Origin of the sequence: Brockia lithotrophica (assembly GCF_003633725.1) — a bacterium.
Lineage (GTDB): Bacteria > Bacillota > Bacilli > Thermicanales > DSM-22653 > Brockia > Brockia lithotrophica.
The window spans coordinates 193,934-213,066 of the sequence record NZ_RBIJ01000001.1 but is presented as its reverse complement, the minus strand read 5'-3'; the positions used below and the strand labels follow the sequence as shown (position 1 = coordinate 213,066).

Below are 19,133 nucleotides of genomic sequence, written 5' to 3'. Positions count from 1 at the left end.
GGCACAATTTCGACCCTACGACGACGGGCGCGTGCGGCGTCGTCGTAGCCACGGGCCGAAACGTCCGGGCGCCCGCAGAGTTCCGCGTTGACCGTATTGTACGGGAGATCTTTCCCCGTGTCAAGAGAAAATTCGCACCGCCTCCGCGTTCCCGGATTCGAGGATCAGTCCTTGTACGGATCAAAGTCTTCGGGGCCGGCCATCACGACCACGAGCGGCCGCAGACGGTGGAGGATCTCGATCGTGGGGCCTTGGGCGGCGAGAACTTCTTCGAGTGGGCGATACACCTGCGGTGCCTCGTCCACGTCACCGCCGCGGAGGATTACACCGCGGCTCTTGAGAGCTTCGAGCATTTCCTCCCGTCGCACACGCCCGGGCTGAACTACTTTACCCTTACGGATTTTGCCCTTAGCTTCTGTGCGGCTCATAATCCGGCCAGCACCGTGCACTGTGGAGTAGAGAGCAGAACGCTGAAGCTCTACAACTTCTGGATTTTCCGATTCAGTGCCGCGAAGGATTACTGAGAGGTCCCCCATGCTTCCGCCCACGAAGCTCCTCTGTCCCGGCCACGCCGGAGTCGCACCTTTGCGCACCACGATGAGTTCGCGGCCGTCGTGGACTTCCCGCCAGGCGAAGTTGTGGTGGTTGTGGACAAGGTCGAGCTCTTGGCCACCCAAGATGCTAACGACTTTGCGCGCCACCCACTCGCGCCCAACGTAGGCGTACTCGCCCGCCAGCGTCATGAGCGCCCAGTACCTCTGCCCGAGCTCGCTCCCCAAGTCGAGGAGGGCGAGGTGCTCGGGTACGGAATCGCCCCACTTCTTCCCGGCAGCGAGGGCGAGGAAACCCCGGGCGATCGTGTACCCGAGCCCCCTCGATCCGAAGTGCACGCCGACCCAAATGCGGTCCTCTTCGTCGGCAAAGACGTCGACGTAGTGGTTTCCGCCGCCTACCGTTCCGAGCTGCATGCGCGCCTTTTCGCGAAGCTCCTCCCGCTCCGAACGCGGCGCGGGAATGGCGTCCCACGCCTCGGACTCGAACAGGGGGTGATCCACGGGAGCGTCCGGTGCCCGGTTCGTCCGCCCAAGGCCAAAGGAGATCGTCGCCTGAATTTCGTCGGCGATTTCTTCGAGGTGGTCCTTCAGGTCGTCCAGATAAAGGTCCGTGAGGATCGCCGCGTTGCCGCAGGCGATGTCGAAGCCCACGCCCGCCACGCTTACGGCATGTTCAAAGGCGGCAACGCCGCCTATGGGCATCACGTAGCCCACGTGGCCGTCCGCCATGAGCGCCGCACGGACGGCGTGACGGGCGACGTCCTCGATTTGCCTGAGCGTTTCCTCGTCGTGGCGTCCGAAAACGAAAATCCGTTCGCGGATCGCTTGACGGGAAGCCACCTCTACCACCTCCTTCCCCTTTTGCGGTGTGCGTTGAGGAGAAAGGCCCGCTTCCGACGAGACCCTTCACTACGCGCGTTTCTCACGTCGACGCACCCAGCGGACGAACTCTCCCGTAAATACCGTATCCCACAGCGGCGTAGGCTCGCGAAAGGCCACAACGCGAGCTACGAGCGACGAACCGGATTCCGGCGGGTCCGGTACGGCCACGTACCCCAGGACGCGCGGTGCAAAGACGACGAGGAGTTCTCCGGTGCCGAAATCTACGTCCGTCACGTAGCCGAAGACCTCTTCCCCCGGAGCAAAGACGTTCTTGTCCCTGCCGCCAAAGGGGTCGAGAATCGCCTGCCGGACGCTCACGCGGGGCGGCTCCGCCCGAAGAACCCGGACGTCCACCCGCTCTCCCGGAGAAAAGAGGTCGCGCAGCGTCCCCGGAACATACCCCCAGGCGGCCTCCTTGGGAGGGACGTCGAGAAGATGGCCGTCCACTTCTACCCACAGCCTCCGGTCCTCCACGTGGCGGACGACGCCAGGCCGGACGTCACCCGCGGCGAGCGGAAGCGGATCGAGGGCCCGCAGGCGGCTCCAGCGCCCTTCTCCGAGGGGGACGACGGCAACCTCCTGACCGACGAGTTCGAGGGCGTAGGCGAAGTTGACTTCCGGAAGCGCCGCTTCTTCCCAAGGAACGACCCCCTCGCGCCCGTCGTCCAGGGCGACGAGGAGGCCTCCTCCTTCTATGCGGAGCACGCGGGCGGTGCGTCGGCCTTCGTCCACCAAGGGAAACTTCCCCCTCTTTCTGAGCTTGCGGAGGTGTGCGGCGAAGGAGACGCGGAGGCCGTGCGGCCTACGGCCGCCCTACGCCGCAACTCTCTGCTTTCATTACACCACCCTTTCGGCCGTTTGTCCACCGCTCTCACGTGCGGATGCGGACCGCCCGCCCGCCTTCCAAGGGGATGGAAAGGTCGATTCGCCTCACCTGCTCCGCTTCCCGAGGTTTTTGAGCACGTACGCGAGGTCGCGGTAGTCGACGACGCCGTCTCGGTTGAGGTCCGCGCGCGCCTCGGCAAGCGATTTCCAGGGGGCGCGCTTCCCCAGGTGACGGGTGATCTCCGCGAGATCGCGGGCGTCGATTCTTCCGTCTCCGTTCACGTCACCTGCCAAAAGGAGCGGAACTTCCAGGTAGCGATCTCCGTCCACAAAGACCTGCGTGCGGTAGGAAAGGTGTCCGGGAACGCGGACTTCCACGGTGTACGTCGCCCCGCGCGGGAGCGCGAGCTCGAATCTCCCGTCCGCGTACACCTTGCCCTCCGCGGCCACGGCGCCGCGCCCGTCGTACGCCCGAACCTCGACGCAAAGCACGCCGTCCGGTCCTGCGTACCATACTTCGTCGTAACGAACCTCAGGACCGAAGGCTTGGGCACGGAGATTCCCGCCCACCACGACGAAAGGTTCTCCCGCGCGGAAATTCACGCGCCCAGGCGCGTAGCGGACGGCGACGTTTCCGTAAGCATCTACGCCTTCCACGCGGACGCGGACGCCTTCTGCCTGAAGCCCCGCGGGCACCCGCCAGCGCCCTTCGTACACCCCTGGAGAGATTTCCGGCATGGGGAGTACGGAGCCTTCCGCCGTCTCCGCCACGAGTGGGAGTTCCAACCGGAAGGTCATAAGGAGTCCGCCGTCCCCTTCTGCCCGCACGACGAGTTCCTCACCCTCGCCGAGGGTTACGTCCTCTGCCGGCGCGACGACTTCGTACTCCGGCAACCTCTGCGACATGTACACCGTACGCTCTACCCTCGCCTCGTTCCCCGCGCGGTCCGTGGCTACCACGACGATCCGATTTTCTCCTTCGTCCAAAAGCACGCGGTGGGCGAAGGTGCCATCCTCCCGGACGACGACTCCTTGTCCGTTCACCGTGAGCGAGGCGAGGTACGAATCCCGGACCGTTCCCCGAACTCCGACGGCGTCGCGGTTGGTCCTTAGTCCATCAGGTGGTTCTTCAAGAGCGAGCACGGGCGGCGTGAGCTTTACGATCACCCGAACGGGGGCCGACGGATCCGTGAGCTTGTCCCCCACCACGCCCACGGCCGTAAGTACGTTTTCTCCTTCCCGGAGGTGCACCGTAAGGGAGAAACCGCCGTCTCGAATGGTAGTTTCGCCCGCAAGATCTCCGCCGTTGAATACGCGTACCCTCGCCCCCTCGACGGCAAAGGTACCGCGGACGAGGACGTCCTCCCGATTCGTAAAGGATCCGTCTTCGGGTTCGAGGATCGTCGGCGCTTCTACCGGGTACCGGACGAGGGCGCGGATGAGGAAGTTCCCCTTCTCGCGCTCAGCCTGGGACCAGTCTCCGTCCACGTAGAGCCAATTGCGGCCCGAGTTCGGAGACGTCTCATCCGTCGCCAGACCGGGCGTATACGGGTAATCCGCCGCCTGGATCGCCGCGAGGTAAAAGTCTCCCTCTACAAGGATTGGTTCGTCGAAGCGGACTTCCGTCCACGTTCCGTCGCGCTTGGCCTGCGCCGGCAGGGGACCCAACAGGAGCTTTCCAGGGGCTCCGCCTGGGCCGCTCGCGTCAAAGACCGCCACGCGGAAGTCCGTCCCCCCGGGTACAGGCCAGCTGGTGTCCCAAAAACGGAAGAGGCCGCCCACCACTTGCACGGGGGTGCTTCGGGGGGACATGCGTACGGCAAAGCCGTTCCCCGCCCGGTAGAACGCCCACGCGTTGTCCGCAGTTCCTCCGTCGTAGGCGATCGTGTCCTCGATACCGATAAACGGCTTGAGACGGAGCGTTACAGAGACCGTTTCGCCGCCTGCAACCTCCACTTCCGTCCGCAGCGGGTGGTATTCGGGGTGGGAGACGGAAAGCGTGTAGCGGCCGGCGTAAACCTCGAGGCGGAAGTTCCCCTCCCCATCGCTCGTCGCCGGAGGAACTTGAGCGTCCTCGAGCACGAGGATGCGGGCTCCGGAAAGGGGAGCACCCGACCGTTCGTCCACCACTTGCCCCTCAATCCAGCCGCGTGGGCGCGGGAGGAGGTGGAAGTCCACCTGTACAGTCTGACCGTCCTCTACGCGCACGCGCCGCTCCGCGGGGAAGTAGCCGTAGGCCTCCGCCCGAAGCGTGTGCTCGCCGGCGGGCAGGCGCAGGCGGTAGGCACCCGTCACCGGGTCCGATCGGGTAGAACGCCCCGTTTCGAGCGAGGTCACGGTCGCTGCCAGGGGGATGGCACCCGTGCGTGCATCCACGAGGCCCGCCCCGGGCATTGGAAGGGTACGGCCCTCCCCTCCCTTGAGGCCCGGATCCGGAGCTATAGGAGACGACTCGCGGGAAAGCCTCGGAGGGGGGGAGTCAGGTACGTCCCGGGAGGGCTTCTCCTCGGGGAAAAACGCCTCTTCGTGCGGACCGAGGTCCGTATCTACGTGTGTGGCGTAGACGACGACGTGGTCGAGGAGCCACCCCTGGTACGTCACCGATGAATCGCTCGTGAAGCGAAAGCGAAGTTGGACGACGTGACCCACGTACGGATCGAGGTCTACGCGCACGAACGACCAACGTTTCCCCACCTCGCGGTCCGAATACGCGGCGAGTTCCTCCCAATTCTGGCCGCCGTCGCGCGAGATCTCCACGCGGGCCTTGTCCCAGTACCGTTCGATCTCGTACCAGTGGGCAAACGTAAGTCCGGCGTGCTCCGCATTCCGCAGGTCGATCGGAGGGGCGTATAGGGAAGCGTCCATGTTGTTTTCGTAGTTCCCCGAAAGACCGGTCGCCCACACGTTCGGGGGGATGAGCGCTGCCATCGGCCCCTTGCGCGGCTCCCCGCGGGCCCAAATGTCGTTGCGCCCGCCGTGCGTCCACCCGTTGTCGTCCGGTCCGTTAAAGTCATCCAAGAAGAGCACGGGCGGAACCGTCACGGCGATCTCCACCGGCTGCGATCGTTCGCCAACGGTGCCGTCGTACGTGCGGGCGGCGACGGCAAAGGAATACGTACCGCTTTCGGTGGGGATGTGGAAGGCGGACGTCGTACGGCTATACCCGACCTCCTCCCATACGCCATCCGTCCGAGCCCGATAGAGGACGTAGTCCTTTACGTGTACGTCATCCACGGGATCCCACGCGAGGGTCACCTGTCCCAGATCATTTGCCGAGGCGCGCAATCCTTCGGGCGCTGGGGGCGGAGCTTCCGCAGGCCCCACGAGCGCGACGTCGTCGACGAACCACCCGTCGTACTGGACGGAATAGTCGCTTACGAGATTCCACAGCACCGTGACGACCTGACCGCGGTACGGCGTGAGGTCGATGACCACCTGCCGCCACGTTCGGTCGCGGCCCGTGAATTCAGCCGCCAAGACAGGCTCCCCACCCGTCGATTCGGCGACCACGTACACGCGCCCGAAGTCGTACCGGGGTTCGAGGTCGTACCAATGCCAAAAGGTGAGAAGTGCCATCCCCTCGTGGTCCGTGAGGTCGATCGGCGGCATGCGGACCCAGCTGTTCGCGTTCGGAAGGTAGGTCCCCGTGAGGTTGGAAGCGAGGACGTATTCGCCGCTGTGGGCGCCCATAGGTCCCGTATTCGGTTTGCCGCGAGCCCAGGTGTTTTGTTCCCCGCCCGTGCGGAATCCGTACCAGTCGTGCTCGAAATCCTGAACGTAGCCCGGCTTCACACCCGTAGAGACGGGGATTTCGTAGACGGGCGTTTCGGTCACGTGCCCTCCGTAGTCTTCGGCGCGTATACGGTATTCCACGGCAGGGGGACGGGTAGACGATGCGGGTATGGTCGCCGCATACGTCCCCGAACGGTGGTCGCCCTCGACACGCCGCATGGGAAAGCTCGTCCACTCCTCCGCTCCAGGAGCGCGGACGAAGAGCTCTACGTTCGTCACGGCCACGTCGTCCGTCACGCGCGCGCGGACTTCAACCTCGTCCCCGACGAACACCCCGCCGAGCGTTTCGGGCTCAACAACCGGGGGTTCGCGGTCCTCGCCTTCCGCCGTCACGCGCCCCTCCACGGTCCCGAAGCCGGCGATGACAGAGTTCACCGCAGCATACGCGTCGATAAGCCCGTACCCGTAGCCGTTGTTGGGAACATCCGGGTACTGGTCATCTGTGAGGGGAACTGCCGTCTCGCGCAAGACGGTGACGAGCTCGTCCACCGTAAGCGAGGCGTTGGCCTGCAAAAGGAGCGCTACGACGCCCGCCACGTGCGGAGCGGCCATGGAGGTCCCGCTCCACCCGCCCTGATACCCGCCTCCCGGCACGCTGGAGCGGATGTTTACCCCCGGAGCGGCCACGTCGGGTTTGATCTCGCCGTAGGGAGAAGGCCCGCGGCTGGAAAAGGATGCCACTTCGTTGCGCGCGTTTACGGCACCTACGCCGAAGGATTCCGGATAGTTTGCCGGAGGACCGACGGTGCCCGCCCCTGGGCCGCTGTTGCCGTTGGCGAAGACCGGGAAAATTCCCGCCGCCCGCCACGCCCGAACCATATCGCGGTAGAACTCGTCCATCCCGGGACCCGCACCCCAGGAGTTGTTCACGACGTCGGGCGCCATCTCCGGATGGAGATTCCCTTGGGAGTCGCGGGGCGCAAGGACCCACTCTCCCCCGCGGAGGAGGACGTCCGTGGTCGTCGAATTGCCGACGAATACGCGGACAGCGATCCACGTCGCTCCCGTGGCCACGCCTACCCGGTTTTCTCCGCTTTCCTCGGAGCCGACCATAGTACCCATGACGTGCGTCCCGTGTCCGTTCGTGTCCACCGGCCGCGGCCGCCGCTCGTAAGTGGCGTCAAACCAACTCAGAGCCGGATCGCCCGTCCGACCCCGCCACTTCCGCGCAAGGGCCGGATGCTCTCCGTCCACGCCCGTGTCCAAATTGGCGACGACGACCCCCGTACCGTCGATGCCCATCGCCCACACCTGAGGCGCCCGCACGTGGGCGACGTTCCATTCCACGCCCTCCGCGAGCGCCTCTCCGAGATGGGGCGCGGGAAGCACCGCCGAGGGCGCTGTAGTCCGCCCCCCTTCTATTTCCTGCGTCGTCGAGGCGGGCGAGGCCGCTCCACCTTCCGTCGGTTCGAGAGAAACACCAAGGGGGCCGCCGATGAGGCGCACCTCGGCGTTGGGGAGGATCTTCTCCACTTCCGGACGGAGGGCGAGCTCGTCCAAAACGTCTTTCGTCGAAGTCACCGCAAGGGCGTTGACGACGAAAAACGACTCGTACTCGCGTACGTTACCCCGGTGCTTCTCCGCCTCGAGGAGGCCGACCAAAGGCGCCTGGGTGCGAAGGGCCGTCTCACGTAGCGCGGAGGCGACGGCCTGGCGTACGGCAACCTTTTGGCCTGCGGGGCTTTCCTTTTGCATCACTGCCCGTTTTCGCGCCGAGTCCGCCACCGCCGATACGTCCACCTGTTCCCTCAGCCGCACGAGGTACGTGACCATGTCGCCCTTGGCAAAGGCATCCAGTACTTCCGGAGCGACCTTGCGCATAAGGACTTGGTCGCGGGCACTCAAGGCGGGGCGGCTTTCCTTCCCCGCGCGCATATCCGTTTGCTCCGGACCGGCAAACGCCGGAGACACGCTCGAAAGCCAAAGGAGAAACGCCACGGTCCAAAGAAGCGCTTTCCGGAAAGTAGGGGGGCGTCTGTGCATTCTGAATTCCCTCCTCGCATTTCCGAAATCGTCCCGCGTCTGCTCCAAGCCGCATTGTCCCAACATCCGGAGTACCGGGAGAACGCAAGGCACATCAGAAGAACGCCGAGAGAACCATAAGAACCGGGCACAGAAAATCTCCCGAATCCTTCGCACAACTCGTAACACGCTTCCGGATCGAAAGTAAACATACACCATGGGTACTTTGCCGATCTGTCGGACAAAAGAGGGGACATCCGGTCCAAGATCGCGGTTATGTCGTTCGGCGCGGAGGACAAGGCACCTCGCAACTTTGGGCCATCCGGTCGATGTAGGCGCGAAGCTCGGAGAGGCGGGGCTCGACGCCCAATTTTGCCGCCACCCGTTCGAGGTACGTACGGACGGACGACCGGGTCAGGTAGAACTCCCGCGCGACGGCATCGAGGCTGAGCCCCGCAAGAAAAGCTGCGAGAACCTCGTGCTCTCTTGGCGTGAGGAGGCGGGCGACGGCGGCCGGGATGTACACCGCAACCGTCGGACGAACCCACCGAAGGGCGGAACTCCTCTCCAAGCCTTCCTCCACGTCTCTCCGGATGGCGTGAAGGCTTTCCGCGAGCCACCCAACGTATCCTTCGAGCTCCTCCCGCCGGTCCGCAAAAAGCCCCACATACCCCAGAATCCGGTCTCCACGGAGGCCATCCACGAAAACAGGGGCAGCAAGCGACCAAAAGGGATGAAGTGCAGGACAGGTGTGCTCCCAGCCCCACACGGCGCAAAAATCCCCGCGCCGACGCGCACATGCGAGGGCGTGCACACCGTAGGAACGCTCGTCCGCCCGGACCCCCGTGGGGAAGAGAAGCCGGAGATCGACGCCCTCACGCGCACCCCCTTCCTCGGCGGATATAAATCCCACCACCGCAAGATCGGGCGTGGAAACGACGAACGAAACCTTCCGAAAAATCCCGTACCGTTCCCGCATATCGCGCACCGTGGTCCGGAAGCGTTCGACCAGACGCGTCACGGACAAAGACCCCGCGCTCTCCACCTCAGAGACAACCAAAACCCGCTCGGATGTCTGAGTGCATGCGGCAGAGGCGCCTTGGTGAGCTCGTGCCGTCGAACGGACGTCCGCCGAATTTTCCCCCAAAGAAGCGCCACCCCTGTCCAAAGGCCCACAAGGGGGTGGCACTCCTCCCCGCCCGAGATCGCGAAGAAGGAGATCGCGCTCTTCGGCGGTTATGCACAGTGGACTCCGCCCCCTCCGATCCCTGATCTTCCGGTTCACGCCCACTCCCCCGTCCCCCCGTCTCTAACTCGATTGCCCTGATCCCGGACACACGTCCGAAAAACGGGCAAAACCGGGAGCTCTGCTTTCCTCCCCTTGGCTGCAAATCGACGTAACCGCTCGACGGGATCCGCATTCGGGTGACCGGCCACGGTCCGATTCCGGCACTCTCTCAAGACAAACGGGGTTCCCATGCCGCACCCGTTCGGATACACCGAACCGCGACCGCTTCTCGGTATTCGAAATTTGCGGTGAACGACGAGTATGTTCACTTTAGCAAAAAATACCGGGCCGATAGATGCGGAACTCGTCGACCGCGCTCCGCACAAAAATCTTCCTTATGAGACGCGTATTCCCTTTGACGTTCCCATTTCGGCAGAAGAACGCACGCGCGGTTCCAGAAGGCCGATCGCGAGATCCGAGCCCATAAGGATCCCCCGTCGTTCCGCCATACGATTCACAAGGCAGAAACAGAAAAAAAGGCGGGATCACGCACCGTCCGTACGTGTCCCGACCTCCCCGACCTTTTTCTCTTTGGAAACGCGCTTTGGATGCGCGGCGAGAAACGCCCCCAACGCAAGTCCTACCTTCCCGGAAGTCGACGCGAACCGTCCTTCCCGCCTACCCTACGCGCTTTCCGTATCCACCAGTTCCGCCCGAAAGATCGCCTCCATGTGCCGTAGGGCAAAGTCGTGGGCTTCCCGCGACATGTCGGCAACGGCGTCGCGGAGGACGTACACGCGAAACCCGCGGAAATACGCTCCCTGAGCCGTGGCCATCACGCAGATCGACGTATTGATCCCCGCCAGGTACACGGAATTCACGCCCTCCGCACGCAAGATGTCTTCCAAGTCGGTGCGGAAAAATGCGTCGTACTTCGTCTTGTCCACGAAGTACACTCCTTTTCGGCCGCGCAAGCTTCGGGCAAGTTCGCCCGTGGTCCCGTAGATCTCCTGTCCCCAGGTTCCCTTTACGGCATGCGGCGGCCAAAGGGCAAATTCCGGATCGTCCGGTGTATGCGCGTCCGAGGCAAAGACGACGACGTCTCCTCGCCCGTGAAACGCCTCTACGGCCCTACGTACGGTTTCATCGATCGCCTGAGCAGGAGCGCCGGCGGTGAGCGCTCCTTCCGGATGGGCAAAGTCGTTCAGGTAGTCTACCACGATAAGAGCACGACGAGACATGCACGGTCCGCCTCCTTCCGATGGACAGCTTTTGTTTTCCCACCCGAAAACCGGGAACTGCAGCCCCCAGCGTTTGGTGAACAGGCCCTCCGCTTTATAGACACGCTGACCGGCTAACCTTAGCCCCCAATACAGTCGTCCAAAGCATAGGCCACGAGTCGGCTACCGTCAAGGGAGAGCGATAGCCTGGGCCCCTTTTCTCCCTCGCATAAAACAAAAGACCAAATGCATATTTCGGCGAGGCGCACGGGCCTAATGTCTGTCCAATTTTCCACAACCCCCCTATCTTTAAATTAGATCGGGGACCTTACAGAAACCGCAGGGCTGTGAAATAAGCCTAATCTATAAGGTCGAGCGAGAGCCGTCCATCGGAGATTTCCGCGACTCTTTCGAAGCCGCGTATCCCTTCGGTCCGGTGCGACACCAGGATCACGGTGCTGTCCCGAAGCTCGCTTTCGATCAAATCGGCAAAGATCTCTACGGCTTCCCGGTCCAGCGCCGAGTTGACCTCATCGTAAATCATCACCGGTTTCTTGTTCAGGAGCGAGCGGGCGATGAGCAGCTTCTGCTTCTCCCCGCCCGAAAACCTGGCGCCGAAATCTCCTGGGCGTTTGTGAAACAGATCCTCCTCGTCCTCGATGAGTGTGTTCAGCTTGAGAAGGTCGACGAGCTTCCAGATCGCGCCGACGTTGTAAGACTCGCGCGGGTAGATCATGTTCTCGTAAATGCTCCGGTCGAACAACTCCATATGCTGGGAGTAGTAGCCGATGTCGGCAGCGCTGTGCAAGTACTTGCGGTTGTACAGCACGCGCCCCTGGTCCGGGCTTAGGAGCCCGGCGATCAGCTTGACCAACGTCGACTTCCCGCTGCCGTTCCTGCCCACGATAAGCAGCTTCTCGCGCTGACGGATGTCGAAAGACACCTGCTGGAGCACGGGCTCGCCTTTTTTGTAGGAAAAGGATACGTCCTCGACGGCGATGATCACGGGATCGGGGAGCGAGACAACTTGAACCGGACGGACGCGGGGCGGGTCGCCGTACCCGATTTTCCTGAGAGCGACGTCGAGTCTTCCCAAAAGCTCCAGGAGGGCGAGGAACCGCTTGCCGAACCCAGTGAGGTGGAAGGCCGAATAGATGAGAACGAGCACCAGCGAAGCGTCGAACGACTCGCCCGGCCGGAGGGCAAAGCTCACGGCCACGAGGGCGACCGTGCCGAGCGTCATCCACAGCTGCGTGATGAGATGGGAATGGTCGATCTGCTTCTGCTGGTTGAAGTAGGCTTCCCGCTCCTTATTCAGCAGCTTATCGAAGTTGCGGTTCTCCAGGGCGGTCGATCCCGCGGTGAGAATGGTGGAGATGTTCTTGAAAAAGTCGATTATATATGAGTTCAAGTCAGAGGTCGTGTCCAGGACGCGACGAATCCCGGTTTCGTTTTGCCTCGAGAGCCTTATCGACAGATATAGATAGGAGCCGTACGTGATCAGGTAAAGGAAACCCACAAGCCAGTGATATCGGAACAAAAGGACGGAGTAGACGACAAAGATGATTAAAGATTGCAACAGTAATTGCAGACCCTCGTACTGCAAGGATCTCATCGCGAACGAAATCTCATTCATCAGGTTCTGGTACTCGCCTACGCTCCTGTCTATGAAGTAGGCGTAATCTTTCTTCTGATTCGCGGCCCAAACCACTCGTTTCGAGTGCATCCTCACGGCTTGGAGCATCCAATTGTTGGGGTAGTTCACAAGCGAAATCGACAAAAAAGAAGCAGCAACCCCGGCGAGGTAGCCGAGGTTCATCGCCGAATCGCTCAGCAGCCTCGAAAAGAAATAGGGTTGCAGGCTGTACAACGAGTAGAGGACGACGGTAAGGCACAGGTAGGACGCGACTTTCGCTCCACCGATACTCTTCGCGACTTCATTTATGTAGGATTTCGCGACCTCACTCATATGAGTGGTCCTGCCTCTCAAGCTCGACGAATTCCTCGAAGCTCTGCGCTGGTGAACTCAAGGCTCGCTTGAGTACCAGCCTCCACGTTTGAAAGGTTTGAAAGTCCGCTTCCTTCCAATTGCTCTTTGCCTTGAGAAAGCGTTGAGCCCATAAGACGCCTCATCGAGCAAATCTCCGGGCTTGAATTCCGGATTTGCGCTCATGGAAGGCGACCGTGCGCTTTCGCCTCCTTGTTCCCCGCCTCTTCCTCCCGGCGCCGGATGCATGTCCGAAACGACGCGGAGATCAAAATCTGTTACGATGAGCCCGACGTTGGGCTAGAACATTCCGAGCGTTTCGTAACGCCGATGCCGTCGGCGAAGGCAAGCGACGAACGAAAAGAGGCGTCCCGAGTTCAGAACGGGAACATTCAGCGACCGATCATACCGGCTTCCGCAATGAGGGCGAATGTTCCGCCTGCGAAGATCGCCGAGCACCTCCGCGATCTCCTCATCCGCTGCCCGGATCGCTGGTTCCCGGACCGGAATCCGCTTCTCCGAGGGGCTTCCCACGGTCCTCCCTCCTGCGCCGTTCAATCTCCCGTTTCGTTCGCTCGCCTCCTCGACTCCGTCTTCTGCGCTAAGTTTTTGGGTTTGGCGGAATTTACGACCAGGATAGCATGAAAAAAATGATCGGTCAACGGGACACTCGGCTTTGGCAATATGGCCAAAACGAAACCTCCAGCGTCCAGCGCCCTAAAATGAACCGGCGCCGATTCGGAGGACCATCCCGAACCGGCGCTAGGTGTGCGAGAGGCCTCAAGAACACAACAACACGACCTGTTTTGGGAGAAAAGCATAGCTCGCAGAAGTGAATGGGCGCTTTCCGCCTTCATTCCTCGTGAAGCAGGGTTTCCCCCCAGACCAAAAGCGGAGCCACTAAGAGGAAAAGAACACTTGCGGAACACTGCCCCGTCCCTATCCTGATTCAAGATAGCCCATTTGCCTTAATTGTTCCTTATCTTGACGCCTTGGCGAGCATTTTGGCCGCTCTGTCCAGGTTGTGTGTCAGGATTCCGAACCCAAACCAGCTTTTGGAGCCGACAAGCCCCCGAAACCTGCTGTGACCTAAACCGTACTTTCGCTTGAGATGGCTGATCTTACGCCAAACGCCATGACGGCCGTTTCGTTTTTCCTGCTGGAAAAACCGCGATTCGTCGTGACAGCCGTAGGCGCTGAGCCGAGCCGAAGGTTTCGATGTGAGCTTTAACCGCTGGAATGAGCAATTCATCGCCCGATGGGTTACCGATGTATACGGCACATCCAATAACGAAGGTGCTCTTCGTTAAGATCCTATGCTTCATTGTTACGCTCCCCGAGTTCCCTTAATTCTTCTTGTAAAATTTCTCTTAATTGCGCAACCTCCTGATCCGAAAACGGAATGACTGGAGGATGTGACACATTCAAATCAACCGGAACCCATCGACCGGTATCAATCCCGATTTCCTCCAATTCACGTAGCTCCTCTGAGGTCGCAAAGACCATTCGAACGATAAAATCAGACACATGTAGCAACGTCTCAGTTCCAACTAATAACTCAAAATCCCAAAGGCGATTTGAAACGAATAACTTTCTTGATTCGGGGGTCAACAACCCGAAAACCTCAATAGCTTCTTTCATACCAGGCCATGGCGAAACTTTGATACCGTCCAATGATAAGAAATCGCTCTTTCCACAACCCAACTCCTCGTCGTTGGGGAAACGAACATTAAAGGATTCGGCTCGATTAAGGTAAAAATCCAAAACATCTCGCCATAAACCCTCAGGCAAACCATGAACAAGATAGCCCTTCCTGATCGTCATTCGCTTTGCCTCCTTAAATCCCTTCACCGGCCACCAGCTAGCTCCAACTGACACTGTCCAGGAGAAGATATTAACCCTGGCGGGCAATTCTTGAGCGTCGGTAATAGCCCTTGGCTAGGTCGTTCTACCGAAAGCAGCAAGATGGGAATCGGATCGCCGATGACGATGGCATCGATTATCATCAGTGCGAGGATGGTGACAATTTCTACAAAGGCAATCCAATCCGCGTTACTCGATTGATATGGAATCCCTCGTGCCACAAAATCACATCCTTCGCCAAACCGATCGCATCTTTGACTTCTCCGTAATCCATGAATAGATCTTCCCTCTTTATTCGGAACGCACCGGACGTCCAGCCATTGATCCATCATCTCAACTTTAATTAAAGTATAAATTCTCTTGATTTAATAACTACTTTTTTTACGCTGTTTGTTTATTATTTTCTTGCCTTCGCTGTATGCATTTTTCGTTTGCCATACTACAAGATTTCGCTCTTGTCTGTCATCCATTTAGATGATTTTTAAATGAAATTTCTCTCTTATATCAAACATTCAGGCGACATAAGCTTCAAAGTCAAAATTTACCATCATCCGTTTGCTCAGAAAGCAAGCGATCGATAAACATTAAGATCGACTTCATGCCCGGTTCGATCCCCAACTTCTCGGCGATGCGGACGAGGTGCGTCTTGACCGTCGACCGGCTAAGATGGAGCACTCGGGCGATCTCCCCGGTGCTCGCGCCGGCAGCCAAAAGTTCCAGAACCTCCTTTTCACGGACGGAAAGCTTGGTCGCCACAAAACCCGGAATACGGACGGCCAGCGAAGGGCGAACGACTTTCCACGATAAAGATGAAACGCTCACTCCTTCGCCCTCCTGTCCGGCCAAAGGCGCTCCCAACGAAGTCGAATGCTCTTCTTCATCCTGAACTTCCGCCCGATCTGCTCCGTCACTTCGATCAGCCAAAGCGCGTAGCCGTGCGGGTCTCGATCCGTCGAAATAGGTTTATACGTTTTCATTTCGCAAGACAGTTTCATTCCACAAGGCGACCGTCGATCATACGCAGAATATGGTCGCATTGCTTTGCCACCCGGTCATCGTGCGTCGCTATCAGCACCGCCGCACCGCGCGATTTGATGGATAGAAAGAGCGCCATAATCTCCTGGGTGGTCTTTCCATCGAGAGCAGCCGTTGGCTCATCGGCGAGGATAACCATCGGATCATTGACCAGCGCTCGAGCAATGGCGACGCGCTGTCGTTCTCCCCCCGACAGTTGCGACGCATTTTTCTTCAAAGCCCAACCAAGGCCGACCTCTTCCAGCGCCTGTCGAATTCTCGCCCGGATTTCCTGCCGACTAGGTTTGTGATTTGCATATTGAAGGGGAATCATGACATTACTCTCCACACTTTCGCTCTCAATGATCGCAAATTCTTGATCGATATACCCAAAAAATTTGTTCCGCAACCGAGCACGGCAAAACTCATCACAGGCCACTTCTTCTCCTCGGATCAGCACGCTCCCTTCTGTCGGTCGAAGAATGAGTCCCAGGACCTTGAGCAATGTCGACTTTCCGCTTCCGGACGGCCCCATTAAGGCAACGCACTCACCAGCCGAGATATTCAGGGAGACGGAGCGCACGGCCACGACTTGCGTGCGGCCGTGACCATACACTTTGGTCACATTGCGAGCTTCTAAAATTGGTTTCACACCCACCACCCTATCTCTTCTCGAGAAAGTACTTCACGGGCAGAAGTGATCCACAAGAAAATAAACACAAAAACGAGGGCCAAGCCGACCCAAAGTGCTGCCTCCGGTGCAGGGGCGCCCGCCACTCGGAAAAACATCCACATAAGAAAAAGCAAAATTTCCTGCGGCACCAAGAGGACGGCGGCCAAGAAGCCGCCAATGCGAAGCATAATATGAAGCGGTGTGGCTCCATGCATTTGCCGGATCTTGAATGCTCGACGCTCTTCAAGTAACCTCAGACGTGCAGACGACATGAATGCTGCAAATACAAGGGCAAGAAATGCCAGCATGCCGATGATATACATGGCTGAAGTCATCATGATCTGGCGAAACTTTTGCGGTTGATCGACGGCCACATCCTGGGGAATGAGAAAGAGCCCTCCCTCCGCACACCCAGACACGTACGCATCGACCTCCTCTTCAGACGGACCGAGGAGGACCGCACGCACCAGCGCTTCCTCTCGCTCGATCGGATGGAGGAGAGGAAGTAGCTTCGTTGGGGCACGGATGACGATGCGGTCATCCAAAGGCAAACCAGCAACACCAGGATCGAAAAAAGTGGTTCCCGGCGGTAAAGTGTTTACTACCGGGATGCGTTCTCCAGCGATGATCACCGAGTCGATTTCTTTACCTGCGAGTTTTGCACCGCGCGAGGCACACGGCGCGGGGTCACAAATTTTAAGATCCGGGAACAACTTGGAAATGACGTCCCCAAATAGGACCAGTGTAGGATGCCCACCAGCGAAATTGGGATCATCCAAGCCCATATTGTGCACGACCGCGGTATACGCTTCCTGGCGGTCGATCAGGTCCTTCAAGGACTTCACGATATGGTCATCGACGCTGCTTTCCATGCCATACGGGTAGTAGGGGGTAAAAACAACCGCATGACGTTCGCGGAGTTCTTTGGCCCCCCTAAGGACAGCAACCTGGGCCAGCACGTCCACCAGAGCGAACGACAAAACCGTGCTGGCGACCGCGATCATTCCGGCAAAGGCAAGTGCTGTTGGCCATCGCCGGAGCGCCATGCCAAAGCCGCCCCACACTTCATGCAACAAGAAGATTCACCTCGTAACGTGATTGAAGGGGTATCCAATGCGAATGGTCAGATATAGGGCAACAAACCAGGTGGCGATGCCGCTGACGACGGAGGCGGCCGCAGCGCCTGCGAAGGTAAGGACATGATCCGGGCCGAGGTGTATTTGACCAATTGCGGCAAGCAAGACACCTGCGAAAAGGACTCCTATGGCGCCGCCCAGCACCAAGCCGGGCAAACCGCCCACCAGGTTCTCCCGGACAAGATCCCGCGGGAGTGCACCGTGGCGGCTTCGAAGGCCGAACTCCCGGGCGCGCCCGCGAAGGTTGAGGGACCAGTAAAAAACGGCGACAACGGATCCCGCTGTCCAAAAGAACACTGTGATGACGAGCAACGGATTTTGCATTGCGTAGATAAAAAATGGCACTATTTGCACGTTCTGTGGGATAAGGCCCATTCGGTACAATAAAGCAAGGATCTGGCGCACTTGCGCCGGATCCGTCGTATTTATCGTATATTGTCCGGGCGGCAGTGGATCGCCCCCGATACGCCTTGCATATTGAAGGTCGCTAGCTCGGCGAGGCGCGCGAATCACTCCCTTCACCATGACTCCCTTTGGCAAAAGGGGGGTTATGCGGGATTCCGACCACCGGCGCTCCGAGTACGTGCCTTCAAAAAGATAAACTTCATCTACCGCAAGTTGAGAGTCTTCGGGGTTTCCTCGGGGAAACCACGAAACCACGCCGTGCGGATCGTAAAGAAGGATTTCGGGCCGTCCATCTCCGACTGAGGACACGATCAGAGCAAGCGACCGCTCGCGAAGATACGCCTTTAACTCCTCAAGCGCCACCACCTCATCCGCTTCCGTGACCATTTGAGGTCCCTCGATCATCCGAAGAACGGTGACGTCACCCGGCATGTCGAACGTGACTTCCTTCCAAGATTCCATCACCCACTGAAAAGACCACACCATAAAAGCTGTGAGTATTCCAAGAAAGAAGCTGGTAAAGGCAAGCCTGAATTTCATCCGCAGTCGCTGGTTCACCCGGGCATCCCTTCCCCCCTCACCGCAAAATGCACGTCAATAAAGTTTCCAATCATCAGCCGGAAGCTATTCCAGACCTTAGAACCATTCGAAACCGTACCAGTACTTGGTCGTATACTTGTCGCCCCAGAGCGGAGAATCCCAGACAGAGTCCTTCCGCCACCGGACAGTACAATCATTCGATGATGTCGCCTCCGATGTGTAGAGACGCCCTGTGTCGAGTGGCGGGCCCGCTTCACGCGTAAACCGATGATATCCCCTCTTTGCATGTTTTCCGTTGTCGTTATAGCAGGCTTGAATTTGAACATACCCGTTCCACCTTGCACCTCCCAATGTCTCCCAAGCTTTGGCGTAGTTCATGCCCCCTGCCTGAACAGAACTAGCGATGAAAAAACAACTGTAATCCCGACGATCCCTAAAAAGATCTTGCTCCCCTTCCAAGTTACAATGGGCACCTGCCACCGGGTATTAAGTTTATGCAATATGGATGTCGACCTCCTTGTAAAAGATTTCTTTATCTTTGAATCCCAATACAATTTCATTTAATTATAAACATAAATATAAACATTATAAAAGTTTTCCTTAACTACTACGCTCTTCCAACATACTGATATTCGCTATGGTATCGATTAATCGCTTGATATATTGATTTTTATCTTTATCAAAATATATTTAGCGAAGCCACGGCTAATTTAAACACCTCTTTTTGTTTTCATTTATTTTTCTTCTAACTCTTTCAGTGATAGACTGCCTTACTTTGAATCATTGTAAACATTAACATATCACATACAACTCAACCAAACTAACATAAAGAAAAGATATTTGGCGCCTCTCTGTTTCTTTTTTTACCAAAGCCGGATCGAGATGTAAATACCTCAAGCGAGGTATTTTTCCCCGCCGACGCCCCACCTTTTCATCTTCCCTACTAATTCCCGCAAAGTGCTGACGCCGAGTTTTCGATACATGTTCTTCCGATGGGTCCGGACCGTCCAGACGCTGATGTAAAGTTTCTGGCCAATGGCCTCATCGCTTAG

12 protein-coding genes and 2 pseudogenes are annotated in these 19,133 nt (G+C 58.8%); 1 reads left to right on the top strand and 13 read right to left on the bottom strand.

Translation table 11 applies throughout. The features are described 5' to 3' along the window. Positions 1–164: 164 nt before the first annotated feature. The 8 genes and pseudogenes from C7438_RS00955 to C7438_RS00915 form a co-directional block, all read right to left on the bottom strand. Complete coding sequence (locus C7438_RS00955) at positions 165–1,394, bottom strand: RtcB family protein (RefSeq protein WP_211322002.1); 1,230 nt, start codon at positions 1,392–1,394, stop codon at positions 165–167. Positions 1,395–1,463: 69 nt separating this feature from the next. Then, positions 1,464–2,171, bottom strand: a complete 708-nt coding sequence (locus C7438_RS00950; RefSeq protein WP_147401948.1) for a hypothetical protein — start codon at positions 2,169–2,171, stop codon at positions 1,464–1,466. A gap of 195 nt (positions 2,172–2,366) precedes the next feature. Then, positions 2,367–8,036 carry a S8 family serine peptidase gene (locus C7438_RS00945; RefSeq protein WP_170143458.1) on the bottom strand — a complete coding sequence of 1,890 codons (5,670 nt, stop codon included), beginning with the start codon at positions 8,034–8,036 and terminating at the stop codon, positions 2,367–2,369. A gap of 253 nt (positions 8,037–8,289) precedes the next feature. Beyond that, entirely contained in the window at positions 8,290–9,036 is a 747-nt protein-coding gene (locus tag C7438_RS00940) for a helix-turn-helix transcriptional regulator (protein WP_147401947.1), read from the bottom strand. Positions 9,037–9,926: 890 nt separating this feature from the next. Next, the gene (locus tag C7438_RS00935; protein WP_121443478.1) at positions 9,927–10,484 is read right to left on the bottom strand and encodes a cysteine hydrolase family protein; all 558 of its coding nucleotides are present in this window, start codon (positions 10,482–10,484) and stop codon (positions 9,927–9,929) included. A 337-nt stretch (positions 10,485–10,821) separates the two neighbouring features. Further along, complete coding sequence (locus C7438_RS00930; RefSeq protein WP_121443477.1) at positions 10,822–12,432, bottom strand: ATP-binding cassette domain-containing protein; 1,611 nt, start codon at positions 12,430–12,432, stop codon at positions 10,822–10,824. Positions 12,433–13,429: 997 nt separating this feature from the next. Continuing rightward, a pseudogene (locus C7438_RS00920) lies at positions 13,430–13,757 on the bottom strand (ISNCY family transposase); the annotation flags it as partial. 7 nt (positions 13,758–13,764) lie between these two features. Further along, positions 13,765–14,274, bottom strand: coding sequence for a hypothetical protein (locus tag C7438_RS00915; protein WP_121443475.1), 510 nt, complete (start codon positions 14,272–14,274; stop codon positions 13,765–13,767). A 235-nt stretch (positions 14,275–14,509) separates the two neighbouring features. On the opposite strand from C7438_RS00915, the pseudogene C7438_RS09725 reads away from it, so the two are divergent. Next, positions 14,510–14,653 (top strand): annotated as a pseudogene (locus C7438_RS09725) (transposase); the annotation flags it as partial. A 194-nt stretch (positions 14,654–14,847) separates the two neighbouring features. On the opposite strand, the gene C7438_RS00910 reads toward C7438_RS09725, so the two are convergent. The 5 genes from C7438_RS00910 to C7438_RS09585 form a co-directional block, all read right to left on the bottom strand. Continuing rightward, positions 14,848–15,135 carry a response regulator transcription factor gene (locus C7438_RS00910; RefSeq protein WP_211322001.1) on the bottom strand — a complete coding sequence of 96 codons (288 nt, stop codon included), beginning with the start codon at positions 15,133–15,135 and terminating at the stop codon, positions 14,848–14,850. Between the two features lie 169 nt (positions 15,136–15,304). Next, positions 15,305–15,985 (bottom strand): ABC transporter ATP-binding protein, encoded by a 681-nt coding sequence (locus tag C7438_RS00905; RefSeq protein ID WP_211322000.1) that lies wholly within the window; start codon positions 15,983–15,985, stop codon positions 15,305–15,307. Continuing rightward, complete coding sequence (locus tag C7438_RS00900) at positions 15,976–17,076, bottom strand: hypothetical protein (RefSeq protein ID WP_211321999.1); 1,101 nt, start codon at positions 17,074–17,076, stop codon at positions 15,976–15,978. The genes C7438_RS00905 and C7438_RS00900 overlap by 10 nt, the downstream gene beginning before the upstream one ends. A gap of 6 nt (positions 17,077–17,082) precedes the next feature. After that, positions 17,083–18,099, bottom strand: a complete 1,017-nt coding sequence (locus C7438_RS00895) for a hypothetical protein (RefSeq protein ID WP_121443473.1) — start codon at positions 18,097–18,099, stop codon at positions 17,083–17,085. Positions 18,100–18,974: 875 nt separating this feature from the next. Next, positions 18,975–19,118 (bottom strand): helix-turn-helix transcriptional regulator, encoded by a 144-nt coding sequence (locus tag C7438_RS09585; RefSeq protein ID WP_353653305.1) that lies wholly within the window; start codon positions 19,116–19,118, stop codon positions 18,975–18,977. Between the last annotated feature and the right edge of the window lie 15 nt (positions 19,119–19,133).

What these genes read in the sequence shown, in the direction of transcription:
- C7438_RS00945 (WP_170143458.1), bottom strand. Translation starts at nt 8,036, where the DNA reads ATGCACAGACGCCCCCCTACTTTCCGGAAAGCGCTTCTTTGGACCGTG.
- C7438_RS00935 (WP_121443478.1), bottom strand. Translation starts at nt 10,484, where the DNA reads ATGTCTCGTCGTGCTCTTATCGTGGTAGACTACCTGAACGACTTTGCC.
- C7438_RS00930 (WP_121443477.1), bottom strand. Translation starts at nt 12,432, where the DNA reads ATGAGTGAGGTCGCGAAATCCTACATAAATGAAGTCGCGAAGAGTATC.
- C7438_RS00915 (WP_121443475.1), bottom strand. Translation starts at nt 14,274, where the DNA reads ATGACGATCAGGAAGGGCTATCTTGTTCATGGTTTGCCTGAGGGTTTA.